This is a genomic window from Cyclobacterium qasimii M12-11B (genome assembly GCF_000427295.1).
In the GTDB taxonomy this organism is placed as follows: domain Bacteria; phylum Bacteroidota; class Bacteroidia; order Cytophagales; family Cyclobacteriaceae; genus Cyclobacterium; species Cyclobacterium qasimii.
Genome location: NZ_ATNM01000052.1, coordinates 1 through 22,211, shown reverse-complemented (window position 1 = coordinate 22,211; position 22,211 = coordinate 1). Strand labels below are relative to the sequence as shown.

Below are 22,211 nucleotides of genomic sequence, written 5' to 3'. Positions count from 1 at the left end.
TAGGTGCAATGATTTTATTTTCAAACCTTACCGAAAAAGAAGTGAAATTTGTGCCAACAGGTATTTTTATTCATAAATGAGGTAAAGAATTGACGAGTACGGGGCACAATCACCGGTTTTAATTCCCAAATAGGCTATTTTGTAAATAAATGGCAATAAATTACAGTTTGGCTTACATTTTGGGTAATGCATTATGATTTTAGGGAAGCTTTAAAATAGGGTTTATGAGCGAATGAGTATAGGTTTTACTTTGCCTTAGGTCCAACGCAAAAGATTAGGTAGGGCAGCCCTTTTATTTACCCTATCGAATTTGCATATTTGCAGTCCATAAATCAAGAAAATCCCTTACTTTTGGTGGATTGAGCTAAAATGGCAAGATATCAAGCGATTTTAAACAAGATGCTTGGGTTATAAGTGGTTTGAAAATAGCCATTAATTTCTTGGTTTTGGCGAGAAGTGAGTTAAAAAGCACCTGTTTGTAAAGGTGATTTATCATAAATAAAATGAATGCATGTCAAGTATTGGTAATGAGATTAAAGTAACGTTTCCTGATAAATCTGTAAGGGAATTTGATAAAGGAGTAACTAGTTTAGAGATTGCCATGAGCATCAGTGATGGGTTGGCAAGAAATGTATTGGCTGCCAAGATTGATGGTGAGATATGGGATGCCACAAGGCCTATCCATCAGGATGTTAATATTCAACTGCTAACATGGAATGATGCTGGAGGAAAATCAACTTTTTGGCATTCTTCTGCCCACTTATTAGCAGAAGCTTTGGAGGCGCTTTATCCTGGTGTGAAATTAGGAATAGGTCCCCCTATAGAAAATGGATTTTATTACGATGTTGATTTTGGAGACAAAACTTTAGAGGGCGCTGAGCTTGAAAAGATAGAGGCCAAAATGATAGAGCTGGCTCGTCAAAAAAATGAGTATGTCAGAAAAGACATTTCAAAGGAAGATGCAGTAGCTTATTTTGAAGAAAAAGGAGATGAGTACAAATTAGACCTTTTAGAGGGGCTTGAAGATGGTACCATTACTTTTTATGAGCAAGGTGGATTTACGGATCTGTGTAGAGGACCACATATACCCCATACTGGGTTTGTAAAAGCGGTGAAATTGCTTAACATAGCAGGGGCATATTGGAGAGGGGATGAAAAGAATAAAATGCTAACCCGTATTTATGGCATTACTTTTCCAAAGGCTAAAGAGTTAAAAGAATATCTTTTTTTACTTGAAGAAGCTAAAAAAAGAGACCATAGAAAATTGGGTAGGGAACTAGAGTTGTTTACCTTTTCGGAGAAAGTTGGAATGGGCTTGCCATTGTGGCTTCCTAAGGGTACCCTATTGAGGGAAAGACTTGTTGCATTTCTTAAGAAAGAACAAGATCACTCTGGTTACCAGCAGGTAATAACGCCTCATATTGGGCACAAGGCATTGTATGAGACTTCGGGTCATTATGAGAAATATGGCAAGGATTCCTTTCAGCCAATAACCACCCCACATGAAGGGGAGGAGTTTTTATTGAAGCCGATGAACTGCCCTCACCATTGTGAGATTTATAAATACAAGCCCCGGTCTTACAAAGACCTTCCTGTTAGGTATGCCGAGTTTGGTACCGTTTATAGGTATGAGCAAAGTGGTGAACTACATGGCTTGACCAGGGTGCGTGGCTTTACCCAGGATGATGCTCACATATTTTGTAGGCAAGATCAGGTTAAAGAAGAATTTATTAAAGTTATCGACTTGGTTTTGTATGTTTTCAAAGCCCTTGGTTTTGACAACTACACAGCGCAGATATCCCTTAGAGATCCAGATAATATGGATAAATACATAGGCGAAGAAGCGGTGTGGAACATGGCAGAGCAAGCGATTATTGAGGCTGCTGAAGAGAAAGGTCTCGATACAGTGACAGAAAAAGGGGAAGCTGCTTTTTATGGCCCAAAGCTGGATTTCATGGTCAAGGATGCTCTTGGCAGAAGTTGGCAATTGGGAACCATTCAGGTAGATTATCAGTTACCGGAACGATTTGAGTTGGAATACACTGGCTCAGACAATCAAAAACACAGGCCTGTGATGATTCATAGGGCACCATTTGGTTCTTTGGAGAGATTTGTTGCAGTTTTGATTGAGCACTGTGCAGGTAATTTCCCGCTTTGGTTGGCTCCAGAGCAATTGATCATATTGCCAATATCCGAAAAGTATGCCGATTATGCAGTCAAAGTAAAAGCACTATTGGATGATAATGGAATTACTGGAGATATTGACAATAGGGATGAGAAAATTGGCAGGAAGATTAGAGATGCAGAAGTGAAAAAGATTCCATTTATGGTAATTGTTGGGGAGAAAGAACAAGAAGAAAATAAATTATCCCTTCGAAAACATGGTGAAGGAGATATTGGAACTTTCGAATTGAGCGCATTTGTAGACTTCTTTCAAGGAATTATTAAGGATTCATTGAATAAATAACAAGAATATAATTTGTTGATTTTTAATATTTGAAAAATTATTAGATATTTGCAAATTGAAACTTTAAAAAACAACCATAACTATTTTGAGAGGAAAAAGAACGTATACTCCGAGACAAGAGGAACCATATAAAGTAAATTCAAAAATTAGGGCCAGAGAGGTCAGGGTTGTAGGAGATTTTGTAGAGGGAGGTAACGCGGTAATGGCTACTGATAAAGCAGTAACTTTGGCCGAAGAAAATGGGCTTGATCTCGTTGAAATTTCTCCTTCCGCTTCACCACCAGTTTGTAAGGTGATCGATTATGCTAAGTTCAAATACGAACAAAAGAAAAAGCAAAAAGAGATCAAATCCAACGCAGCTAAAACTGTGGTGAAAGAAATTAGATTTGGTCCCAATACAGATGATCATGATTTTGATTTTAAATTAAAGCATGCCATCAACTTTCTTAAAGACGGTGCAAAAGTTAAAGCTTATGTCCATTTTGTTGGTCGTACCATTGTTTTCAAAGAAAGAGGAGAGATGCTTTTATTGAAATTTGCTCAAGCACTTGAAGATTACGGTCAAGTAGAGCAACTACCTAAGATGGAGGGAAAAAGAATGAACATCTTTGTTTCTCCAAAAGCAGGCAAAAAATAATTCAACTAATATATATACGGTAATGCCAAAAGTTAAAACTAAATCCAGCGCAAAGAAAAGGTTCAAGCTTTCTGCGTCTGGAAAGATAAGAAGGAAGCATGCTTTTAAAAGCCACATTTTGACTAAAAAGTCTACCAAAAGGAAGAGAAATCTTACTAAAATGGGAGCTGTACATGAGTCAGATGAGGGCAGAGTAAAAGCAATGCTAAGAATCTAATCTAAAAATTAATCAGGTTATTTAATTCACCAGGCCTTTGGTTTACAAGCCTTTTCAGAAAAACTGAAAGCACCAAAAGTCAAAAACTAAAACAAAAATGCCAAGATCGGTCAATTCAGTAGCTTCAAGAGCTAGGAGAAAAAAAGTATTAAAAGCAACCAAAGGTTACTTCGGAAGAGGGAAAAACGTTTGGACTGTAGCAAAGAACAAGTACGAAAAAGGACTTCAATATGCTTACAGGGATAGAAAAGTAAAGAAAAGAGAATTCAGAGCACTTTGGATTCAAAGAATCAATGCAGGAGCCAGACAATATGGCGTTAGCTACTCTCAGTTTATGGGAATGTTGAAAAAAGCAGAGATTGATCTTAATAGAAAAGTACTTGCAGATCTTGCAATGAATCATCCGGTAGCTTTTAAAGCTATCCTTGAAAAAGTTAAATAAGATTAGTACAAGCGATATTGAAAAACCCTCTTCGGAGGGTTTTTTTTATGCCTTCATTTTTTAAAAGAGGTTTATTTTTTGAATTTTTCCTTATATTACTTATGGTTTACTTACCTTTTGGAAGGTGAATGTGTGTATCCAAATATTAACCATGAAAGAGAAGAAAAAAGCAATTTGTTCGTATTCCTTCAATTTATTGGGTAAAGTTTTAATTTTCAGCTGTGTAGGAGGGAAGGCACATAAAAAAAGGCCTCTTAAAAATAAGAGACCTTTTTGTTGGTAGCGAGGAGGGGAGTTGAACCCCTGACCTCAGGGTTATGAATCCTGCGCTCTAACCATCTGAGCTACCTCGCCAATTGGGAATGCAAATATGTAAGTATAATCCTTGAATTGCAAATCAAGTACCTAAAAAAAATCACTTTTTACAACAAGAAATACAAAGGCCATGGAGAAAATTAAATTTGTTTCAGATTATCAGATAAATAGCTCCAAAAAGATTATTTATCCATATCTAAGTTCTGCCAGTGGTTTGTCTCAATGGTTTGCTGATGATGTGGTCATAAATGAGGATAAAGTCTTTAATTTCATTTACGACGGAGAGAACCATTATGCACGTGCCGTAATCATGCGACTAAACCACCATGTTAAATTTGAGTTCTTTGAACCCGGTGAAGAGGAAGATGAGGAGATAGACCATCCATTCATTGAGTTTAGACTTGATGAAAATGAATTAACCCAGACTTTTTACCTGAGAGTGATCGAATATGGTGATGCCTATGATGAGCAGGAGCAGCACTCAATTTGGGAGGGATTGATTGGTTCACTTAAAGAGATAATTGGAGGATAAAGTGCGTTATAATTATCATTTTTAACATAATATGTTCAATTTTGCTTCGTCTTTAAACCAGGTGTAAGCCAGAAGAATTGTTGGTTGCATTGGGTTTACTTGAGAATCAGGTCAAGTGTAGGATTGGGTAAAGTACTGTTGGGCTTGATACCCAAACAGCAACATAAACTGATTTTGAGATAATTTCTTCACTCCTATGAAATGGCAATTGTCTAGGCGTGTTAATAAATGAAAAGTAAAGGCATTTGATGAAAAAATTAGATAAGCTAGTATTGGGGTCATTCCTCAGTCCTTTCCTGCTTACTTTTATCGTGGTAGATTTTATTTTGCTCACGGTAAATATGCTTAAATATTTTGACGAAATTTTCGGTAAAGACCTACCCTTTATGGTGTACATGGAACTTATCGGTTATTTTGTCATAAGCATATCTCCAATGGCCCTCCCTTTAGCAGTATTGCTTTCCTCCCTAATGACTTTTGGCAACCTTGGAGAGCACTTCGAATTGACAGCCATAAAAAGTAGTGGTATCTCATTAAACAGGACCATGCTCCCAATTGGGGTGTTTGTGGCCATGGTCACAGTAATGGCATTCTTGTCCAATAATTTCATCGTTCCCCGCGTAAATCTCAAAACTTTCAGTCTGCTGTATGATATCCGAATGAAATCTCCTGCCTTTGATATCAAAGAAGGGGTGTTTTACAATGGAATTCCTGGCTACAGTATCAAAGTTAATTCTAAGCTTGATGAGGTACGACTTAAAGAAGTGCTCATCTATGATCATACCTCAGGCCAGGGAAACCTACATGTCATTACGGCCGATTCAGGAAGGATGGAACCCTTCTTTAACGACCGGTACATAATGTTGACTTTGTATCAAGGCAATAGTTACCAGGAAGGAACTGGTAAAAGAGGAGGGCGAAATGTTCCACAGGCCTTTAGCCGGAATAAATTTGAGACCAATGAAATGATTTTTAGTCTGGACGCTTTTGATCTCAAAAGAACGCCGGAAAATTTATGGTCCAACAGTAAATCCATAAAAAACATTGGTGAGATACGGGTAGACCTTGATTCTATGAATAGAGAGCTTAACCATTGGTATTATTTTAATTATGCCAACACCGAAGCCTCCTATAATTATTTTGGAAGATCAAGAAAGTTGGTTCCTCCAAAAGATATTGTGGATAAAAAAATGGAAACCGATTCCCTTAAAAACCTTAAGTACCTTGCAGAACAGCAAAATGATGAAAATGGCCAACCTAAAGATCCGGAAGGTCAGATTGATACTACCTCATCAAGTGAGTCAAGTGCTGCCAATCGTGCCACAATTGATACATCTACAACCAAATCAGATACTTTATTAGCCTCAGCAGGTCAGCGAAATGATGCTCAAAAACCTGTAACGGACATCAAACCCCCTGGTCAATCAAATGATAGCTCGGGTAATTTGACTGTAAATCAGGAACGGAATGAACCTGATTTGCGGGAGATTAACAAAAGCAGTGGCCTGAAAACCGAAGTGCCCGTATTACAAGAGCTATCGCCCGCGCAGGAACAAAGGTTGGATTCATTGCTCTTGACGCCGCGCTACAGCACTTCCATGGCCTCAGTAGGATTGACTACAGCCAGGAACATAAAAAATAATTTCACCACCAATAAAGCCCGGATCAATGAAGTGATGCGGAATTACCGAAATTTTAAAGTAGCCTGGTACCAGAAATATACCCAGTCTTTGGCTTGTTTTGTGATGTTTATGATAGGAGCTCCCTTGGGGGCCATTATAAAAAAAGGGGGCTTAGGAATGCCTGTATTGTTGTCGATTATTTTCTTCATCATGTATTATATGTTGACCATTACAGGCGAAAAGTGGGCGAAGGAAGGGATATCAGACCCCTTGTTCGGGACTTTCTTCTCCAACCTTGCCTTGATTCCTTTTGGACTGTTTTTCTTAAAGCAGGCACGGAAAGATGCCAGGTTATTCGAGCCAGATTTTTATTTGGGTTTTTGGGAAAAGCTGGTTAAATTTTACCAGCAAAAGGTTCGAAGAAAAAAGTTAAAAGAAGATGTTTTATAATTTGGAATAAAACAGCTACCTTTGGCTCTGTTTTAAAAAATTTAACAACATATTTGACTAAGCATGTATTTAGCGAAAGAAGAAAAAGTAGAACTATTCCAAAATCATGGTCGGTTGAAGTCAGAAACTGATACAGGGTCTCCTGAATCACAAATTGCCCTGTTTACTTACAGGATCAAGCACCTGACTGAACACTTGAAGACCAACAAAAAAGACCATTCAAGTAGAAAAGGTTTGTTGAAACTAGTAGGTAAAAGAAGAAGTTTGCTCAATTACCTGATCAAGATTGATATTGAGAGATACAGAAATGTAATCGCTGACCTCGGTATCCGTAAATAATAACTTGTAGGGTTCCTTGTTTTAAGGAACCTTACTTTTTTACTTCCTTCTGTTATTAAGCCTTATTTTTAAAACTATACACTTTACATACTCAAAAGTATATGTTACCAAATACAATTTCAAAAACTATCACTCTTGAAGATGGTAGGGAAATAATCATAGAGACAGGTGCATTGGCCAAGCAGGCTGATGGTGCTGTCGTAATTAAGATGGGCAAAGCTATTCTATTAGCTACCGTAGTAACTAAAAAAGAAGCAGGTGACGGGGTAGATTTCCTACCTATGTCTGTTGATTACCAGGAGAAATTCGCTTCTTCAGGTAAAATCCCTGGAGGATTTTTAAAAAGAGAAGGAAGATTATCTGATTACGAAATCTTGATCAGTAGAATGGTTGACAGAGCCATCAGGCCTATTTTTCCTGACGACTACCATGCTGACACTAATATTAGTATCACGTTGATGTCTTATGATGAAGACGTGTTACCAGATTGTCTAGCAGGATTAGCTGCATCAGCAGCACTAGCTGTATCAGACATTCCTTTCAATGGACCAATTTCAGAAGTAAGGGTAGCTAAAATTGATGGTGAACTTTTCATCAATCCTAAGCCATCTGATTTAGAGAAGGCTTCTTTGGAGTTGATCGTTGCAGGTTCTGAGGAATTTATCCTCATGGTAGAAGGTGAAGGTGATGAAGTTTCAGAAGATGAAATGGTTGAAGCTTTACAATTTGGCCATGAAGAAATCAAAAAGCACTGTAAAGTTCAGAAAGAGCTTACCAAGCTAGTTGGGAAAGAAGAAAAAAGAGCTTACAGTCATGAAGTAAATGACGAAGCTTTATTTGATAAAATTAAGGCAGATGTTTATGACAGCTTATATGAAGTGGTCAGCAGACAGATTGCCATTAAACAACAACGTTCAGACCTTACCAAAGGCATTAAAGATGCTTTTATCGAAAGCCTTGGTGAAGATCATGAATATGACGAACGTCTTATCGGAAAGTATTTCGGTAAAGTTTATAAAGAAGCTGCCAGAAATTTCACGCTAATCGAGAAAAAGAGACTTGATGGTAGAAACCCTGACGAAATCAGACCTATCTGGTCTGTAGTTGATTACTTGCCTTCTGCGCATGGATCTGCTGTTTTCACCAGAGGTGAGACCCAATCTATCACTACTTGTACTTTAGGTACCAAGCTTGATGAGCAAATGGTAGATGGAGCAGTTTTGTCTGGTTACAATAAATTCTTCTTGCATTATAACTTCCCAGGTTTCAGTACAGGTGAGGTAAAAATGAACAGGGGACCAGGAAGAAGAGAAGTAGGTCATGGTAATTTAGCCATGAGAGCGCTTAAAAAAGTATTGCCAGCTCCAGCTGACAACCCATATACTATCCGTATCGTTTCTGATATATTAGAATCAAATGGTTCTTCCTCTATGGCTACGGTCTGTGCAGGATCATTGGCCCTAATGGACGCTGGTATTGCTATCAAAAGCCCGGTAACAGGAATTGCGATGGGAATGATTTCTGATACGAAGACTGGTAACTATACCATCTTATCTGATATCTTGGGTGATGAAGATCATTTGGGAGACATGGACTTTAAAGTAACAGGTACTGCCAAAGGTATTACAGCTTGTCAGATGGACCTTAAAGTTGAGGGCCTAGACTATGAAGTGCTTAAGGAAGCGCTTTATCAAGCTAGAAAAGGCAGATTGCATATACTTGATGAAATAAACAAAACACTTTCTACCGCCAGGCCTGAATTCAAACCTCATACGCCTAGATCTTATAACATGATGATTCCTAAGGAATTAATCGGAGCTGTTATTGGACCCGGAGGTAAAGTAATTCAAGAAATTCAAAAAGATTCAGGTGCCACTATCATCATAGAGGAAGTGGACAATCAGGGAAAAATCAATATTTTCTCTAATAACCAGGATTCAATGGATGCCGCTATTGCAAGACTTAAAGCAATCGTAGCACAACCAGAAATAGGCGAGACTTATACTGGTAAAGTTAAAAACATTATGCCGTTTGGCGCCTTTGTAGAATTTATGCCTGGCAAGGATGGCTTGTTGCATATTTCTGAAATCAAGTGGGAAAGACTTGAGTCTATGGATGGAGTTTTAGAATCTGGCGAGGAAATTGCTGTGAAACTGATTGATGTAGATAGAAAAACAGGGAAATATAAATTGTCCAGAAAAGCATTGTTGCCTAAACCGGAAAGAAAGGACTAATAAGCTGGAAGTATTCTGAATAATAGCTCATATTTTAAAAAATGAACTATTATTCAGGAAACATCTGTTATCAATGCGTTAAAAAAAAATCAATAAAATTGAATGAGGCAGCTTAAAATCAGTAAACAGATTACCAACAGAGAAAGTCAATCTCTGGATAAATACCTTCAAGAGATAGGTAAGGTAGATTTATTGACAGCGGATGAAGAAGTGGTTTTGGCCAAAAGGATCCGTGAAGGAGACCAATTGGCCTTGGAGAAATTAACCAAAGCCAATCTTAGATTTGTTGTCTCCGTTGCCAAGCAATATCAAAATCAAGGTTTATCACTGGGAGACTTGATCAACGAGGGTAACCTTGGTTTGATTAAAGCCGCCCAAAGATTTGATGAAACCAGGGGTTTTAAATTTATTTCTTATGCTGTATGGTGGATTCGTCAATCCATTCTTCAAGCATTGGCTGAGCAATCCAGAATTGTAAGACTTCCACTTAACAGAGTGGGTTCTCTTAACAAAATCAGTAAAACATTCTCTGAACTTGAACAAAAGTTTGAAAGGGAACCGTCACCTGAAGAGCTCGCTGAAGTACTTGAAGTGACTGCAGGAGAAGTGGTGGATACCATGAAAATTTCTGGAAGACATGTGTCTATGGATGCTCCTTTCGTACAAGGAGAGGAAAATAGCCTACTTGATGTTTTGGAGAATGATGGAGAAACTAAGCCAGATGATGGTTTGATGAATGATTCCCTGAGAAAAGAAGTACAAAGGGCATTGTCTACGCTTACCCAAAGGGAAGCGGATGTCATCACCCTATATTTCGGATTGAATGGAGAACATGCAATGACTTTAGAGGAGATCGGCGAGAAGTTTAATCTTACCCGTGAAAGGGTTAGGCAGATTAAAGAAAAAGCGATCAGACGATTAAGACATACTAGTAGAAGTAAAACTTTGAAGCCTTATCTGGGGTAACTTATTAGACAAAGTAGAAAATTTAAAAAGGGCTCTTTGCCCTTTTTTTATATCCAACAAAAAAAACTCGAGAAGTAAACCTTTTTGTTTTTCTATAGCGTTAGTATTCGGAAGGATTTCATTTTCGAGTTATAGTGAATAATTAATAAAGCAATGAATAAGGAAACAGAAAATATAAAAGTACTCATTATCGGGTCAGGTCCAGCAGGCTATACTGCTGCTATTTATGCTTCACGAGCAGGACTTTCTCCAATAATGTATACAGGTGTTCAACCCGGAGGACAACTTACCATTACCAATGATGTGGAAAATTACCCTGGTTATCCTGACGGGGTAATGGGGCCGCAAATGATGGAAGACTTCAGAAAACAAGCGGAGCGTTTTGGTACAGATGTAAGGTATGGCGTGGTGACCGCAATGGATGCTAGTGAAAGACCTTTTAAAGTTACTGTTGATGGAACTCAAACAATTGTAGCTGAAACTGTTATTATTTCCACTGGTGCATCTGCCAAGTGGTTAGGTATTGAAAGTGAAACCAGACTCAATGGAAAAGGGGTTTCTGCTTGTGCAGTTTGTGATGGCTTTTTCTTCAGAGGAAAAGATGTTGCAATCGTTGGCGGTGGAGACACTGCTTGTGAAGAAGCCAGTTACCTATCCAATATCTGTAAGAAAGTTTACATGATTGTAAGAAGAGATGAACTTCGTGCTTCTCAAATCATGCAAAATAGGGTTATGAAAAACCCAAAAATTGAAATTCTTTGGAACCATGAAACGGAAGAAATTCTTGGTGAAGAGGAAGTAATTGGTGCAAAAGTTAAAAACAGGATTTCAGGTGAAGAGCGTGTTTTGGATGTAGAGGGTTTCTTTGTAGCAATAGGTCATCAACCAAATACATCGGTTTTTGTAAACCAAATTGATACAGATGAAAACGGTTATATTTTAACAAAACCTGGAACTACAAGAACCAATGTCTCCGGCGTTTTTGCTTGTGGAGATGCTCAAGACCACGAATACCGGCAGGCAGTAACGGCAGCAGGTACAGGTTGTATGGCAGCCTTGGATGCAGAAAGGTTTTTGGCTTCCCAAGAGTAGTTCTGAGTCCATATGATTCTAAAAGAACGATGGTTCCTCGTGTTTCTAATTTGGGCCGCTCTTAACTTTGATATTACAGCACAACAAAGAAAAATTGATAAACAGAACATTGGTCCTGTAGAACAATCTATCTCGGTTCCCTTAGGTACAGATCTTTTTGATGCAGATCAATATAGAAGTGAGCTTGAAAAAGCAACTGATGCCCTAATATTCAAAGGTGAAATTGATCTAAAAAAGCGCTTATCATTGGTAAGTGAAAGCAATGATTCTTTTATCTGGGCACCAACCAATGTGATGGTGGAAGTGGAAGAAAAAGTGTTGATAGATAGTATTTGGATTACAGCATATGAATATTACGGTCTTTGGGACAGTCATAAAATCAATGGTTATGACTTTGATCCAAGGGAATTAAAGGATACGATACCTTTAAATTTATACAATTCCTTATATGGTTCCGGATGGAGTGCTCCATTAGATCAAACCAAAATCAATTCAGATTTTGGTAGAAGGCATTACCGCTGGCATCATGGTACTGACCTCAAATTGAACACGGGTGATCCTGTGAGATCAGCATTTGATGGAATTGTACGCATTACTTCTTATGAAAGGTATGGTTATGGTCACTATGTAGTTGTAAGGCATCGTAATGGGCTTGAAACCCTGTATGGACACCTTTCCAAAAAGGAAGTAAAGGTAGGTCAAGAAGTTAGAGCTGGTGAGGTTTTAGGATTAGGAGGTAGTACTGGTAGAAGTACAGGTCCCCACCTTCACTTTGAAGTGCGATATAAAGGCCTTTCAATAAACCCTATTGAAATTTTTGATTTTGATATTGGGAGAATTAAAGCGCCAGTCTATAATATAACTGCCCAAAGCTTTGATCATGAAATAAAGATGCGTGAAGCTGTTTATCATAGGATAAGGAGTGGAGACAACCTTTCATTGATAGCGCAGCGATATGGTGTTAGGGTGAGCCAGATCACCAGGTTGAATGGGATCAGCACCAGGACCATATTGCGAATAGGTAATCGATTACAGATACAATAAGAGTTTTATAATTCATTTTAAATTTATAAAAAATGAAGTTGGATATTTTGGCTATAGCTGCTCACCCTGATGATATAGAGCTTGCTTGTAGTGGCACCTTGGCATCTCATAGGGACAAAGGATATAGTGTTGGAATACTAGATCTCACTCAAGGAGAAATGGGGACCCGCGGAACACCTGAAATACGTTTGCAGGAATCTGATGCCTCAGCAAAAATCCTCGGACTTAGCGCCAGAGAAAATCTAGGTTTTAAGGACATCTATTTCCAAGATGATTTGGATCATCAGGTGGCCATTGCCAGGGTAATACGTAAATACCAACCAGAAATAGTGCTGGCCAATGCAGTAGAAGACAGGCACCCTGACCATGGTAAAGGTGGTAGTTTGGCTTCACATGCTTGTTTTATCAGTGGCTTGAGAAAATTAGAAACCGAATTAGATGGCGTTTCCCAAGAACCTTGGCGGCCAAAGTTTGTTTACCATTATATTCAAAATCAATACCTTGAACCAGATTTGGTTGTGGATGTTTCTGATTATTGGGAGATCAAAAAAGAGAGCATACTGGCTTTTAAATCTCAATTCCATGATCCGAACTCCAATGAACCGGAGAGTTTTATTTCCAGTCCCGAATTTCTTGATTTTATTGAAGCTAGATCTCGTGAATTAGGACATAAGATCAATGTGAAGTTTGGAGAAGGTTTTACAGTAGAAAGAGTAGCAGGAGTTAAGGATCTTTTTGATCTTATCTAACCCAAAATAGCAACGATAGGCCATTTAATGAAGTGATTAAATCATTTTAAATCAGCCAGTCGTTGCTATTTTTGTGTCAAATACCTGGGCCATATGCTAGTCCAGTAATTGCTATATTTCTTCTACCTATTTAGTAGTTGGGGTATATTAGGCTCCGCCCAAAAAAGGATCAAGGTGCCAGACGCTCCATTGTCCATTCTGAATTGCCGTCCTTGATACTGTAAAACACCCTGTCATGCAATCTCGCAGGACGTCCTTGCCAAAACTCCATGGAAGTAGGTGATAGGCGATAGCCTCCCCAATTCTCTGGTCGGATTATTGGCTCCGAATTAAATCTTTTTTCAATTTCTAACTGTCTTTCTTCCAGATAAGCACGATCTGGGATAACCTCACTTTGCGGACTTGTCCATGCACCTATTTGGCTTTGCTCAGGTCTGCTCTTGAAATATTCGTCAGACTCATCCGTTGAAGTTTTAGCTACAGTTCCTTCTATTCTTACTTGTCTTTCTAATTCAGGCCAGAAAAATGTTAAAGAGGCCACAGGGTGTTTGGCAAGCTGTTTACCTTTATGACTTGAGTAATTGGTGAAAAAGACAAATCCTTCATCAGCGCCTTTTAGTAATACAATTCTTCCGGACGGATGTCCCTCGTCATTTATAGTGCAAAGGTGCATGGCAGTAGGCTCATTGACCTGAGCCGTAATGGCTTCCGAAAGCCATACTTTGAATTGTTCCAAAGGATTTGAATTTATCTCATTTAAATTCAATTTCTTAGAAGAATATTCTATTCTTATGTCTGATAATTTCATTTTCCTGTGATTTTTTGCCGAAATTTAAGTTTGGAATGCAAATATATTGGTTTTAAATATTTTTACTTTATATTAATGCCTCATATAAACCGTTTTTGATGGATGATATGCCCAATATAGCTCCAGAATCTGGGAGTTTGTTAATTTCTGAACCCTTCCTGCAAGATGAAAATTTTGTCAGGTCAGTTGTTCTATTGTGTGAAAATAATGAAATGGGTTCCTTTGGGCTGGTGCTAAATAAGTTGTCTATTTTTAAATTAAACGAACTTCTTGAAGATTGTGATCTAGACAATGAAGTTTACGTAGGAGGTCCTGTCGAACAAAATACACTTCATTTTATTTACTTTGGAGAACAGGTCTTGGAGGACAGTGTTTCGCTTGGAGCCAAACTTTGGTGGGGGGGAGATTTTGCCGAATTAATAGGGAAAAACAAATTAGGCTTGGTTAATATTTCCGATTTCCGATTTTTCTTAGGTTATTCAGGCTGGGAAAATGGACAATTAAAAGAAGAATTAATAGATAATACATGGATTGTTTGTGATAATAGCCATACTGAAAAAATCTTTACAGTTGCCCCCGATGATTTATGGAGGGTAATTTTGAAAAATATGGGAGGTGATTTCCAAGTATTGGCAAATTATCCGATTGACCCAAGACTTAATTAGCTCAAAATTGCTACTTTTGTTTAGTATGGTTTGAATTACGCAGGAATATTTTAAATATTATGGATAAGGATAAAGAAATGTCTGAAAATGCAGACAAGGTTACTGACGAATTGGCGAATAGCCAAAAATCAGGAGAAGAAGCATCTGCCGAAAAACAGGAAGTACCAACCAGTGATGCGATGGACGAAAATTCAACAACTGAACAAGATAGCGAGGAGGTAGTTTCAGAAACGCCAACCCCGTCTAATGAAGTTCCAGATGCCAAGGAGGATATAAAACCTTCTGAAGCTGAGGAAAAGACAGTTGAAACGGAAGTGGAGTCTTCGAAGAGCACAGCAGAGCCTGATGCCGCAACTGAGGTGGTTGCTGCCAGTAAGGAAGAGTCAGATGAAACTGAGGAAGAGGAAGAGGAATTTGATTTCCATAATTTTACCAAAGCACAACTTATCAAAACCCTTAAAGATTTTGTTAACGAACAACATTTTGTTCGAAGGGATGCGTTGGTTCAAGAGATAAAAAACCAATACGACGAATACTTTTCAAAGGAACAAGAACAAGCCCTGGAGCTTTACCTGAAAGATGGTGGAGAGAAAGACGGTTTTGTCTACAGGGGCACAGACGAAGACAAAGAATTCTTTGCTTCTTATCAACTTTTCAGAGAAAAAAAACAGCAGCAATTTAAAGACCTTGAACGTTCCAAGGAAAAAAATGCTAGTGATAAAAATCAGATCCTTGATCAATTGAGGGCTATTGTGGACGGCGAAGAGACTACCAATAGCATAGAGACGATCAAAAAAATCCAGGATGAATGGAAAAATATAGGGCCGGTTCCCCACAGTCAGAATAAAAACCTCTGGGCTTCTTATAATGCCTTGATGGATAGGTTTTATGATAACCGAAGTATTTATTTCGAATTAAAAGAACTGGACAGGAAAAAGAATCTTGACAGTAAATTGGAACTTTGCCTGAAGGCAGAAGCTTTGTCTGAAGTTGAAGATGTGAAGGATGCGATAAAAAGCCTGAATGACCTTCATGAAGAATTCAAACATATCGGACCAGTACCTAGAGAGGAACAAGAAGCTTTATGGCAACGATTTAAAGGCGCTTCCGATGCGGTTTATAACAAGCGTAAAGCTTATTATGACAGTCAAAGAGAAGTTTTCAAAGCCAATCAGGATTTGAAGGAAAAGCTTATTGAAAAACTGGATACATTCAAAACCTTCAAGGCAGAAAAAATAAGGGATTGGAATACCAAAACCAAGGAGATTCTTGCCCTACAGAAAGAGTGGGAAGCAATAGGTCCCGTGCCTAGAGAGGCTGGTAAGGAGATTAACAAGTCTTTTTGGGGGCTGTTTAAGCAGTTTTTTCACCACAAGAACCTTTTCTTTAAGGAGCTTGATGAAATAAGGCAACAAAACAAAGAGAAGGCAGAGAAGCTGATTGAAAGTGCTGAAGGCTATTTGGAAAGTACCGATTGGAAAAACGCTTCCAACGAACTGATCCAATTGCAGAAAGAATGGAAAGAACTTGGGCCAATGCCTGAGAAATTCAGGGATGACTTGTACAGCCGTTTCAAAAAGGCCTGTGATACTTTCTTTGAAAGTAGAAGGAGTGCCAATAAAGAAACGAATAAAGCATTTGAAGACAACCTGGAAGAGAAAGAGAAGGTTTGTCAGGCAATTTCAGATGCGGCTAAGGATGAAAATCAGACAAGTTCAGAAAATCTAGAGAAACTTATTCAACAATTCAATGAAATTGGTTTCGTTCCTAGAAAGAGTATGAAGGATGTTTCTGCTAAATTCAATGATGCGGTAAATGAATACGTTGCCAAATTAGAGTTGGAAGGCGAGAGCAAAGATGATTTCTTGTTTAGGCTGAACCTAAATAAACTCCAGGCGGATCCAAATAGCAATAAAGTGCTTAACAAGAAAGAGCATGGCATTCGTCGACAAATCACAGATTTGGAAAACAACATTACCTTGTGGAGAAACAACCTTGAGTTTTTTGCAGCTTCCAAGACAGCTGATAAGCTAAAAGATCAATTTGATGAAAAGATTGACAAGGCGGAACAAGAAGTAGAGAAATTAAAAAAGAAGCTTTCAATTATTCGTGAATTTTAATTCCTTCACTATGAGTAAAATAGCTATTTTGGTTGAAATTTGTCACCAAAAACTTTGATTTCCTAAGTCTATAAAACTATATTTGCACTCGCAATCAGGGAAAAAGTCTTCCTGATATCACTTTTAAAAGAGTGTATTTATATAGAAGCCTCCTTAGCTCAGCTGGTAGAGCAACTGACTTGTAATCAGTAGGTCGTTGGTTCGATCCCGACAGGAGGCTCTTAATTATCAAACCCTTACAAGAATTTCTTGTAAGGGTTTTTTTATGGGTGTGTATTTTTTAGCCCAATGCCAGGCTGTAATCGATTGCCTGCAGTTGATCCAAAATGATTTGCCTTATCACAAGTGGCTTATACGCATGAATGCTCAAATTCTTTTATTTTAAACGCAATAAGAACGATTCCCTGTCAATCTTCCTCAAGCAACATGCAATAACCGGTTCAGGGCTTTAAAATTTTGATTCATTTAGTAGGCTTTCAAAACAAGGTTTAAGGATTATTCCAAAGAGGCGATCACTTGCTTAAGCTTCAAATCTGTAGCTTATATTAAATATTCTCCCCAAAAGAAGTAAATAAAATCTCTTCCTCGGCTTTACCATGGCTATGGGTTAATCTTTTAATCACTTAATTATAACATTCCCCTAAAACCACATCAGAGGTCAAGTTAAAAAAAACGATTAATTTTGTGCGCAATTAGTGAATTTTAGGAATATAACATAAAAAAGACTTTATTTTCTTGATTTTCAATGATATATTCGGTAATCAGGACAATTAAGGAATAATTATTACACAATTGACTTTAAAACTTATACTTTTGATTCAATTAAATGGGAGCTTTAAATAATTGCTCTTCGAACTAATGCGACAGGTCTAATGACTATTGATGAAAAGGTAAGGGAATTGATCCAAAGGATTTCGCTTGAGAGTGATTCTAAAGCCTTTCGTGACTTTTTCAACCTGTATTATGCTAGGCTATTAAGGCTTGCCAATTATTATCTAACATCCATGTACGCCTCAGAAGAGGTTGTTTCTTCCGTATTCATAGGAGTTTGGAACAATCGAAAGAAACTTATTGACATCACCAAAATAGAAGCCTACCTGTTCACTTCTGTGAAGTACAAATGCATCAATTATATTCGCGACAACAAATCCTGCGAGATGGTCCCGCTTAATGATCTTTATGAAATGCCCCATCATGAAATTTCCTCCCCCATCAATGAACTATTGGATCAGGAGTTGAGGGGAAAAGTGCTGGAAATTATCGACAACTTACCCCCACGCTGCAAATTGGTATTTGAACTTGTGAAAGATGAAGGTCTCAAATACAAAGAAGTAGCAGAAATGCTGGATATCAGTGTGAAAGCGGTAGAGGCACATGTTTCCAAAGCCATGATTACCATAAGGAAGGGAATCTATCCCTACATCAATGATGAAGAGTTTGAGTGTTACCTTAAGCGTACTGAATAGCTACCGCCAGATTTATTGGTATTGTTTTATTTTTCGATCCTTGAATGAAGATGCTTCTGAAATATAAAATAGAAATTTTCAATTCCGACGTAGGGTAAAATCAAAATTCTGGGTTGTACCATTTAAAGTAGGATTACATGGATAAAATTGACCCAGAAGAATTGATCATTAAACAACTTTCAGGCGAGACCTCGAAAAGTGAAAATGATTTTTTGAAAAAATGGCTGGCAATGTCTGAAGAAAACAGAAAGCTATATCATTTTCATAAGGCAATGTGGATTGGCACTTCCCATAATATTCAAAATGTCAATAGAGACAGAATATTCAATAAAGTACATAGCAGGATCCACTCATCCCCCAACCAAAATAAAACCCTCCCGTCTAAGCGTATTTTAAGTATTCCAGTATATGCACGTGTGGCTTCCGTTGTGCTGATTGCTATGTTTGGCGCTTTGGCTTGGTATTTTTTGAACCAGGAAAGCGAATTAGTACAGCCTGTGGCAGCCGCTAAAATAATACAGAAAGAAGCTACCAGTGGACAAAAGCTCAAGACTTTCTTGCCTGATGGTAGTGTTGCCTGGCTCAATGCTGAATCAAAGATTACCTACTCAGAATTTTTTTCCGATACACTGAGGTTGGTACATCTTGAAGGAATGGCATATTTTGATGTTGCCAAAGATTCATTGCGGCCATTTGTTGTAAGCTCAGACAATGTCAATGTTACTGCATTGGGTACGGCATTCACAGTACGTTCATACAGTTCAGAAGATATTTTGTCTGTGGCACTAGAAAGAGGGCGCGTAGCTGTTGAATTGATTGCTGAAAACAATGTGATCGATGAGATATTTCTCGAACCAGGAAGAGAAATCAATTGCAATGTAGAAGACCATACCTATACAGAATCGGCAGCTATCCCTGACAATTCCTACAACTGGCGTGATGGCGTGCTTCATTTTGAAAATGCCTCCTTTAGCAAAGTCATGAAAGAGCTTAACCGTTGGTATGGAGTTGAAATTCTCGCCCTTAATCAGCCTACCGAAACATGGAGTTACACAGCAACCTTTAGAAATTTCAGTCTGAAGGAAGTGCTGCAAAGTATCTCTTATACCAAAGATTTTAAGTTCGAGATACATCCTGAAAAAGTTATTATTAAAAATTAAACAATTATGCCATACCAAGACACTTCTTAGCTTGTGATAGCTGAGAGAAAGAAAAAAGCAGGGCAACGTACCGTGGTAAGTTCAATTGCCCCACCCTTATTTTTATAAATAAAAACATATAAATGTATGAAAAATAACCTACTTAATCTATTTGTTATGACGCTAAAGGCATCACTTAATGGATTTGTACTAATGACTATCTTTTTCTCGGCCATTCATGCCGAGGAGATCAATGCCCAAAAGATAAAGAGTGTACAGAACGTTTTGCTAAATGTGAAACTAGACAATGCTAACCTGTCTGAAACCTTTCAGGCTATCGAACAAAATACCTATTTTAAATTCGCCTACGACAAGGATGATCTGAATGAAAATGTTCGGATCAATTTTAACAAGAAAGACGCTACCGTCGAGGACCTATTGATGGAGGTTTCCAGAACGGCCAACCTTAAATTCAAGCAGGTCAACGACCTGATCAATGTAAATGTTCGGGACTATGGGCAGAATAATGATGTAGTCGATGCTACTATTCAGAGAGTGAACATAACTGGTCGCGTTACTTCAGATGAAGACAACGAGGGTTTGCCGGGTGTGACTGTGCTCATCAAAGGTACAACTCAAGGCACTGTTACAGATGTAGACGGTAACTTCAGACTCAATGTGCAGGATGAAAATGCAGTTTTGGTGTTTAGCTCAATGGGTTTTATTTCAGAAGAAGTAATTGTTGGAAATCAAGCAGTCATTAATGTGGTTCTTACTCCCGATCTGTCGGCCCTAGAAGAGGTGGTTGTCATTGGTTATGGATCTGTGAAAAAAAGTGATTTGACCGGTGCTGTATCTTCTGTACCAACACAATTTTTAAAGAATCAACCTATCAGAAGTATTACAGATTTGTTAGTAGGTAGGGTGTCAGGTGTGACGCTAAGTAGAAGTTCTGGCGATGTTGGCTCTCCTTCAAAAATACGCATCAGGGGTGCAAATTCTATATCAGGTGACAACTCCCCATTGATGGTAGTTGATGGCGTCATTGGCGGTACTTATGGGTCTATACATGATATTGAATCGATGGAGGTGCTAAAAGATGCTTCAGCAACTGCTATATACGGTGAAAGAGCTTCAAATGGTGTAATACTTATAACCACCAAGAAGGCTTCAGAAGGTGGACCAAAACTAAGGCTATTATTAAATACCGGTTTGTCTTACCGGGATGCGGAATATCCTGATTTAATGAACGCAGGAGAATATGCTGGATTTATCAACGATTTTTATCAAACCGACATCTTTTCGTCTCAGCAGATCGAGGAATTCAACCAAAATGGAGGTACTAATTGGCCAAGTGCAATATCACAAACAGGTTTAAAGACTGACTATAATTTATCCTACTCTGATAATTATGATAAGGCGAGCATCTATTTATCAGGTCGTTATGCATATGAGAGAGGGAATATGCTTAATTCTACCAGAGGTGGGGATTATTATTTGAGATCAAATATTGGCTTGGAACCAAGTGAACGTCTGAAAATTAACCTTGATATTAGAGCTCAAAAAACCAAGACACAAAACGGAGGATTATCGACTCGGACTGCAAAAGGAGATCCCCTGATGCAAGCAATTTTATGGTCGCCCACTGAACCTATTTGGTTAGATGAAGAGGCGGGAATATATAATCTAAGTGACCATTATGGGGCATTATCTCTTAATCCATACATGAATACGTATGAGCAAAACAAGTTTTCAACGAGCAGTGGGCTTTATGCAACTCTTAATGCAAAATATGAGATTGCTGACGGTTTGACTTATGATGTGACTGGGTACACTTCAAGAAGATCCAGCCAAATTGGGAATTATCAAAACATATGGTTGGAGCCGAATGATCCATATGCAGATCGTAGTTCAAGTGATATTTTCAATTGGAGACTCATCAACAATATTACTTATAATAAAACATTTAACGATGCTCACAACCTGATTTTAACTGGTGTTTTTGAGACTGAAGGAGCTGAATCCTGGAGCATGGATGCAAGAGGTAGAAAAATGCCACTACCAGATCTTTCGCAGTACTATGTGATAGGATTGAGCAATGAACAATCTGCCTCCTCTGGTTATGGTGAATCAAGTCGAGTTGGGTATTTAGCGCGGGGGAATTATAACTATAAGTCACGCTATTATTTTACTGGATCCTACCGTATAGACGGCAAAAGTGGTCCAAACGATAGAATTAAAGACAATAAATTTGGTGGGTTTCCCTCAATGGCTGCAAGTTGGCGAATATCAGAAGAACCTTTTATGCAACAAAGTGGGGTTTTTGATAATTTGAAATTGAGGTCTAGTTGGGGTATGACGGGTAATCCATCTGGATTCTATGCCACAGTGATGAAAAGTAATGATTATGATTACGGTATAGGGGCAAATTTATTAGGCTATGTCCCGGGTGTTCCGGCAAACCCTAACATTAGATGGGAAGAAACTACTCAATTAAACTTTGGATTAGATGTTTCCATTTTAGAAGGAAAGCTTTCCTTTTCAGCTGATTTCTTTGATAAGGTGACATCCGGTCTGTTGACCAAGCTAGAACTTCCTGCCTATTATGGCTATGGCTACAGTGCAAGTTATTTACAGAACTTAGGAAAAATAAATAATACTGGTTTTGAGTTTACCATGGATTATAATGCCATTCAAACGCAATCCTTTTTATGGGATTTGAACTTTAATATTTCAACCTATACCAATGAAGTGCGGGATCTTGGAGATCAGGGTGCATTCATGACTGGAGGAAATGCAAATGGACTATTGGCTGATAATGCCTATAGGGTCCAAGAAGGCTCTCCTCTTGGTACCATGTGGGGGTATAAATGGTTGGGGATATGGAGTGCAGCTGAAGCAGATGAA

Annotated in this window: 18 protein-coding genes and 2 tRNA genes; 18 read left to right on the top strand and 2 right to left on the bottom strand. The window is 38.3% G+C overall.

The features are described from left to right. Positions 1 to 511 precede the first annotated feature (511 nt). The 4 genes from thrS (at position 512) to rplT (ending at position 3,763) form a co-directional block, all read left to right on the top strand. Entirely contained in the window at positions 512 to 2,467 is a 1,956-nt protein-coding gene (gene thrS, locus ADICYQ_RS04795; protein ID WP_020893024.1) for a threonine--tRNA ligase, read from the top strand. A gap of 85 nt (positions 2,468 to 2,552) precedes the next feature. Continuing rightward, on the top strand, positions 2,553 to 3,104 hold the full coding sequence (gene infC / locus ADICYQ_RS04790; protein ID WP_020893023.1) for a translation initiation factor IF-3: 552 nt from the start codon (positions 2,553 to 2,555) through the stop codon (positions 3,102 to 3,104). A 22-nt stretch (positions 3,105 to 3,126) separates the two neighbouring features. Then, positions 3,127 to 3,321, top strand: a complete 195-nt coding sequence (gene rpmI / locus ADICYQ_RS04785; protein WP_020893022.1) for a 50S ribosomal protein L35 — start codon at positions 3,127 to 3,129, stop codon at positions 3,319 to 3,321. Between the two features lie 97 nt (positions 3,322 to 3,418). Next, positions 3,419 to 3,763: a 50S ribosomal protein L20 gene (rplT, locus tag ADICYQ_RS04780; RefSeq protein ID WP_020893021.1), complete on the top strand. Its 345-nt coding sequence runs from the start codon at positions 3,419 to 3,421 to the stop codon at positions 3,761 to 3,763. A 277-nt stretch (positions 3,764 to 4,040) separates the two neighbouring features. Here rplT and ADICYQ_RS04775 read toward each other — a convergent pair. Next, positions 4,041 to 4,117: transfer RNA gene (locus tag ADICYQ_RS04775), tRNA-Met, on the bottom strand. Between the two features lie 91 nt (positions 4,118 to 4,208). Between ADICYQ_RS04775 and ADICYQ_RS04770 the strand changes: the two genes are divergently transcribed. From ADICYQ_RS04770 to bshB1, 8 genes are all read left to right on the top strand, one after another. Then, positions 4,209 to 4,610, top strand: coding sequence for an START-like domain-containing protein (locus ADICYQ_RS04770; RefSeq protein WP_020893020.1), 402 nt, complete (start codon positions 4,209 to 4,211; stop codon positions 4,608 to 4,610). 248 nt (positions 4,611 to 4,858) lie between these two features. After that, complete coding sequence (locus ADICYQ_RS04765) at positions 4,859 to 6,682, top strand: LptF/LptG family permease (RefSeq protein ID WP_020893018.1); 1,824 nt, start codon at positions 4,859 to 4,861, stop codon at positions 6,680 to 6,682. A gap of 63 nt (positions 6,683 to 6,745) precedes the next feature. Continuing rightward, positions 6,746 to 7,021: a 30S ribosomal protein S15 gene (gene rpsO / locus ADICYQ_RS04760; protein ID WP_020893017.1), complete on the top strand. Its 276-nt coding sequence runs from the start codon at positions 6,746 to 6,748 to the stop codon at positions 7,019 to 7,021. Between the two features lie 101 nt (positions 7,022 to 7,122). Next, positions 7,123 to 9,255 (top strand): polyribonucleotide nucleotidyltransferase, encoded by a 2,133-nt coding sequence (gene pnp, locus ADICYQ_RS04755; RefSeq protein WP_020893016.1) that lies wholly within the window; start codon positions 7,123 to 7,125, stop codon positions 9,253 to 9,255. 102 nt (positions 9,256 to 9,357) lie between these two features. After that, entirely contained in the window at positions 9,358 to 10,221 is an 864-nt protein-coding gene (locus tag ADICYQ_RS04750) for a sigma-70 family RNA polymerase sigma factor (RefSeq protein ID WP_010853621.1), read from the top strand. 153 nt (positions 10,222 to 10,374) lie between these two features. Continuing rightward, entirely contained in the window at positions 10,375 to 11,313 is a 939-nt protein-coding gene (trxB, locus tag ADICYQ_RS04745; RefSeq protein ID WP_020893015.1) for a thioredoxin-disulfide reductase, read from the top strand. 12 nt (positions 11,314 to 11,325) lie between these two features. Beyond that, positions 11,326 to 12,357 (top strand): M23 family metallopeptidase, encoded by a 1,032-nt coding sequence (locus ADICYQ_RS04740; RefSeq protein WP_040414608.1) that lies wholly within the window; start codon positions 11,326 to 11,328, stop codon positions 12,355 to 12,357. A gap of 32 nt (positions 12,358 to 12,389) precedes the next feature. After that, positions 12,390 to 13,106: a bacillithiol biosynthesis deacetylase BshB1 gene (gene bshB1, locus ADICYQ_RS04735; RefSeq protein WP_020893013.1), complete on the top strand. Its 717-nt coding sequence runs from the start codon at positions 12,390 to 12,392 to the stop codon at positions 13,104 to 13,106. A gap of 169 nt (positions 13,107 to 13,275) precedes the next feature. Here the strand turns inward: bshB1 and pdxH are convergent, their stop codons facing one another. Further along, positions 13,276 to 13,914, bottom strand: coding sequence for a pyridoxamine 5'-phosphate oxidase (gene pdxH, locus ADICYQ_RS04730; RefSeq protein WP_020893012.1), 639 nt, complete (start codon positions 13,912 to 13,914; stop codon positions 13,276 to 13,278). A 98-nt stretch (positions 13,915 to 14,012) separates the two neighbouring features. Between pdxH and ADICYQ_RS04725 the strand changes: the two genes are divergently transcribed. The 6 genes from ADICYQ_RS04725 to ADICYQ_RS04700 all read left to right on the top strand — a co-directional run. Further along, positions 14,013 to 14,579 carry a YqgE/AlgH family protein gene (locus tag ADICYQ_RS04725; protein ID WP_020893011.1) on the top strand — a complete coding sequence of 189 codons (567 nt, stop codon included), beginning with the start codon at positions 14,013 to 14,015 and terminating at the stop codon, positions 14,577 to 14,579. Between the two features lie 59 nt (positions 14,580 to 14,638). Next, a complete protein-coding gene (locus tag ADICYQ_RS04720; RefSeq protein ID WP_020893010.1) occupies positions 14,639 to 16,699 on the top strand; it encodes a DUF349 domain-containing protein in 2,061 nt (686 codons plus the stop codon). 147 nt (positions 16,700 to 16,846) lie between these two features. Next, a tRNA-Thr gene (locus ADICYQ_RS04715) sits at positions 16,847 to 16,919 on the top strand. Positions 16,920 to 17,571: 652 nt separating this feature from the next. After that, positions 17,572 to 18,165 carry an RNA polymerase sigma-70 factor gene (locus ADICYQ_RS04710; protein ID WP_020893008.1) on the top strand — a complete coding sequence of 198 codons (594 nt, stop codon included), beginning with the start codon at positions 17,572 to 17,574 and terminating at the stop codon, positions 18,163 to 18,165. Between the two features lie 137 nt (positions 18,166 to 18,302). After that, positions 18,303 to 19,325 (top strand): FecR family protein, encoded by a 1,023-nt coding sequence (locus ADICYQ_RS04705; RefSeq protein ID WP_020893007.1) that lies wholly within the window; start codon positions 18,303 to 18,305, stop codon positions 19,323 to 19,325. Positions 19,326 to 19,451: 126 nt separating this feature from the next. Beyond that, positions 19,452 to 22,211 (top strand): SusC/RagA family TonB-linked outer membrane protein (locus tag ADICYQ_RS04700; protein WP_040414605.1); only part of this gene is annotated, 2,760 nt, incomplete at its 3' end.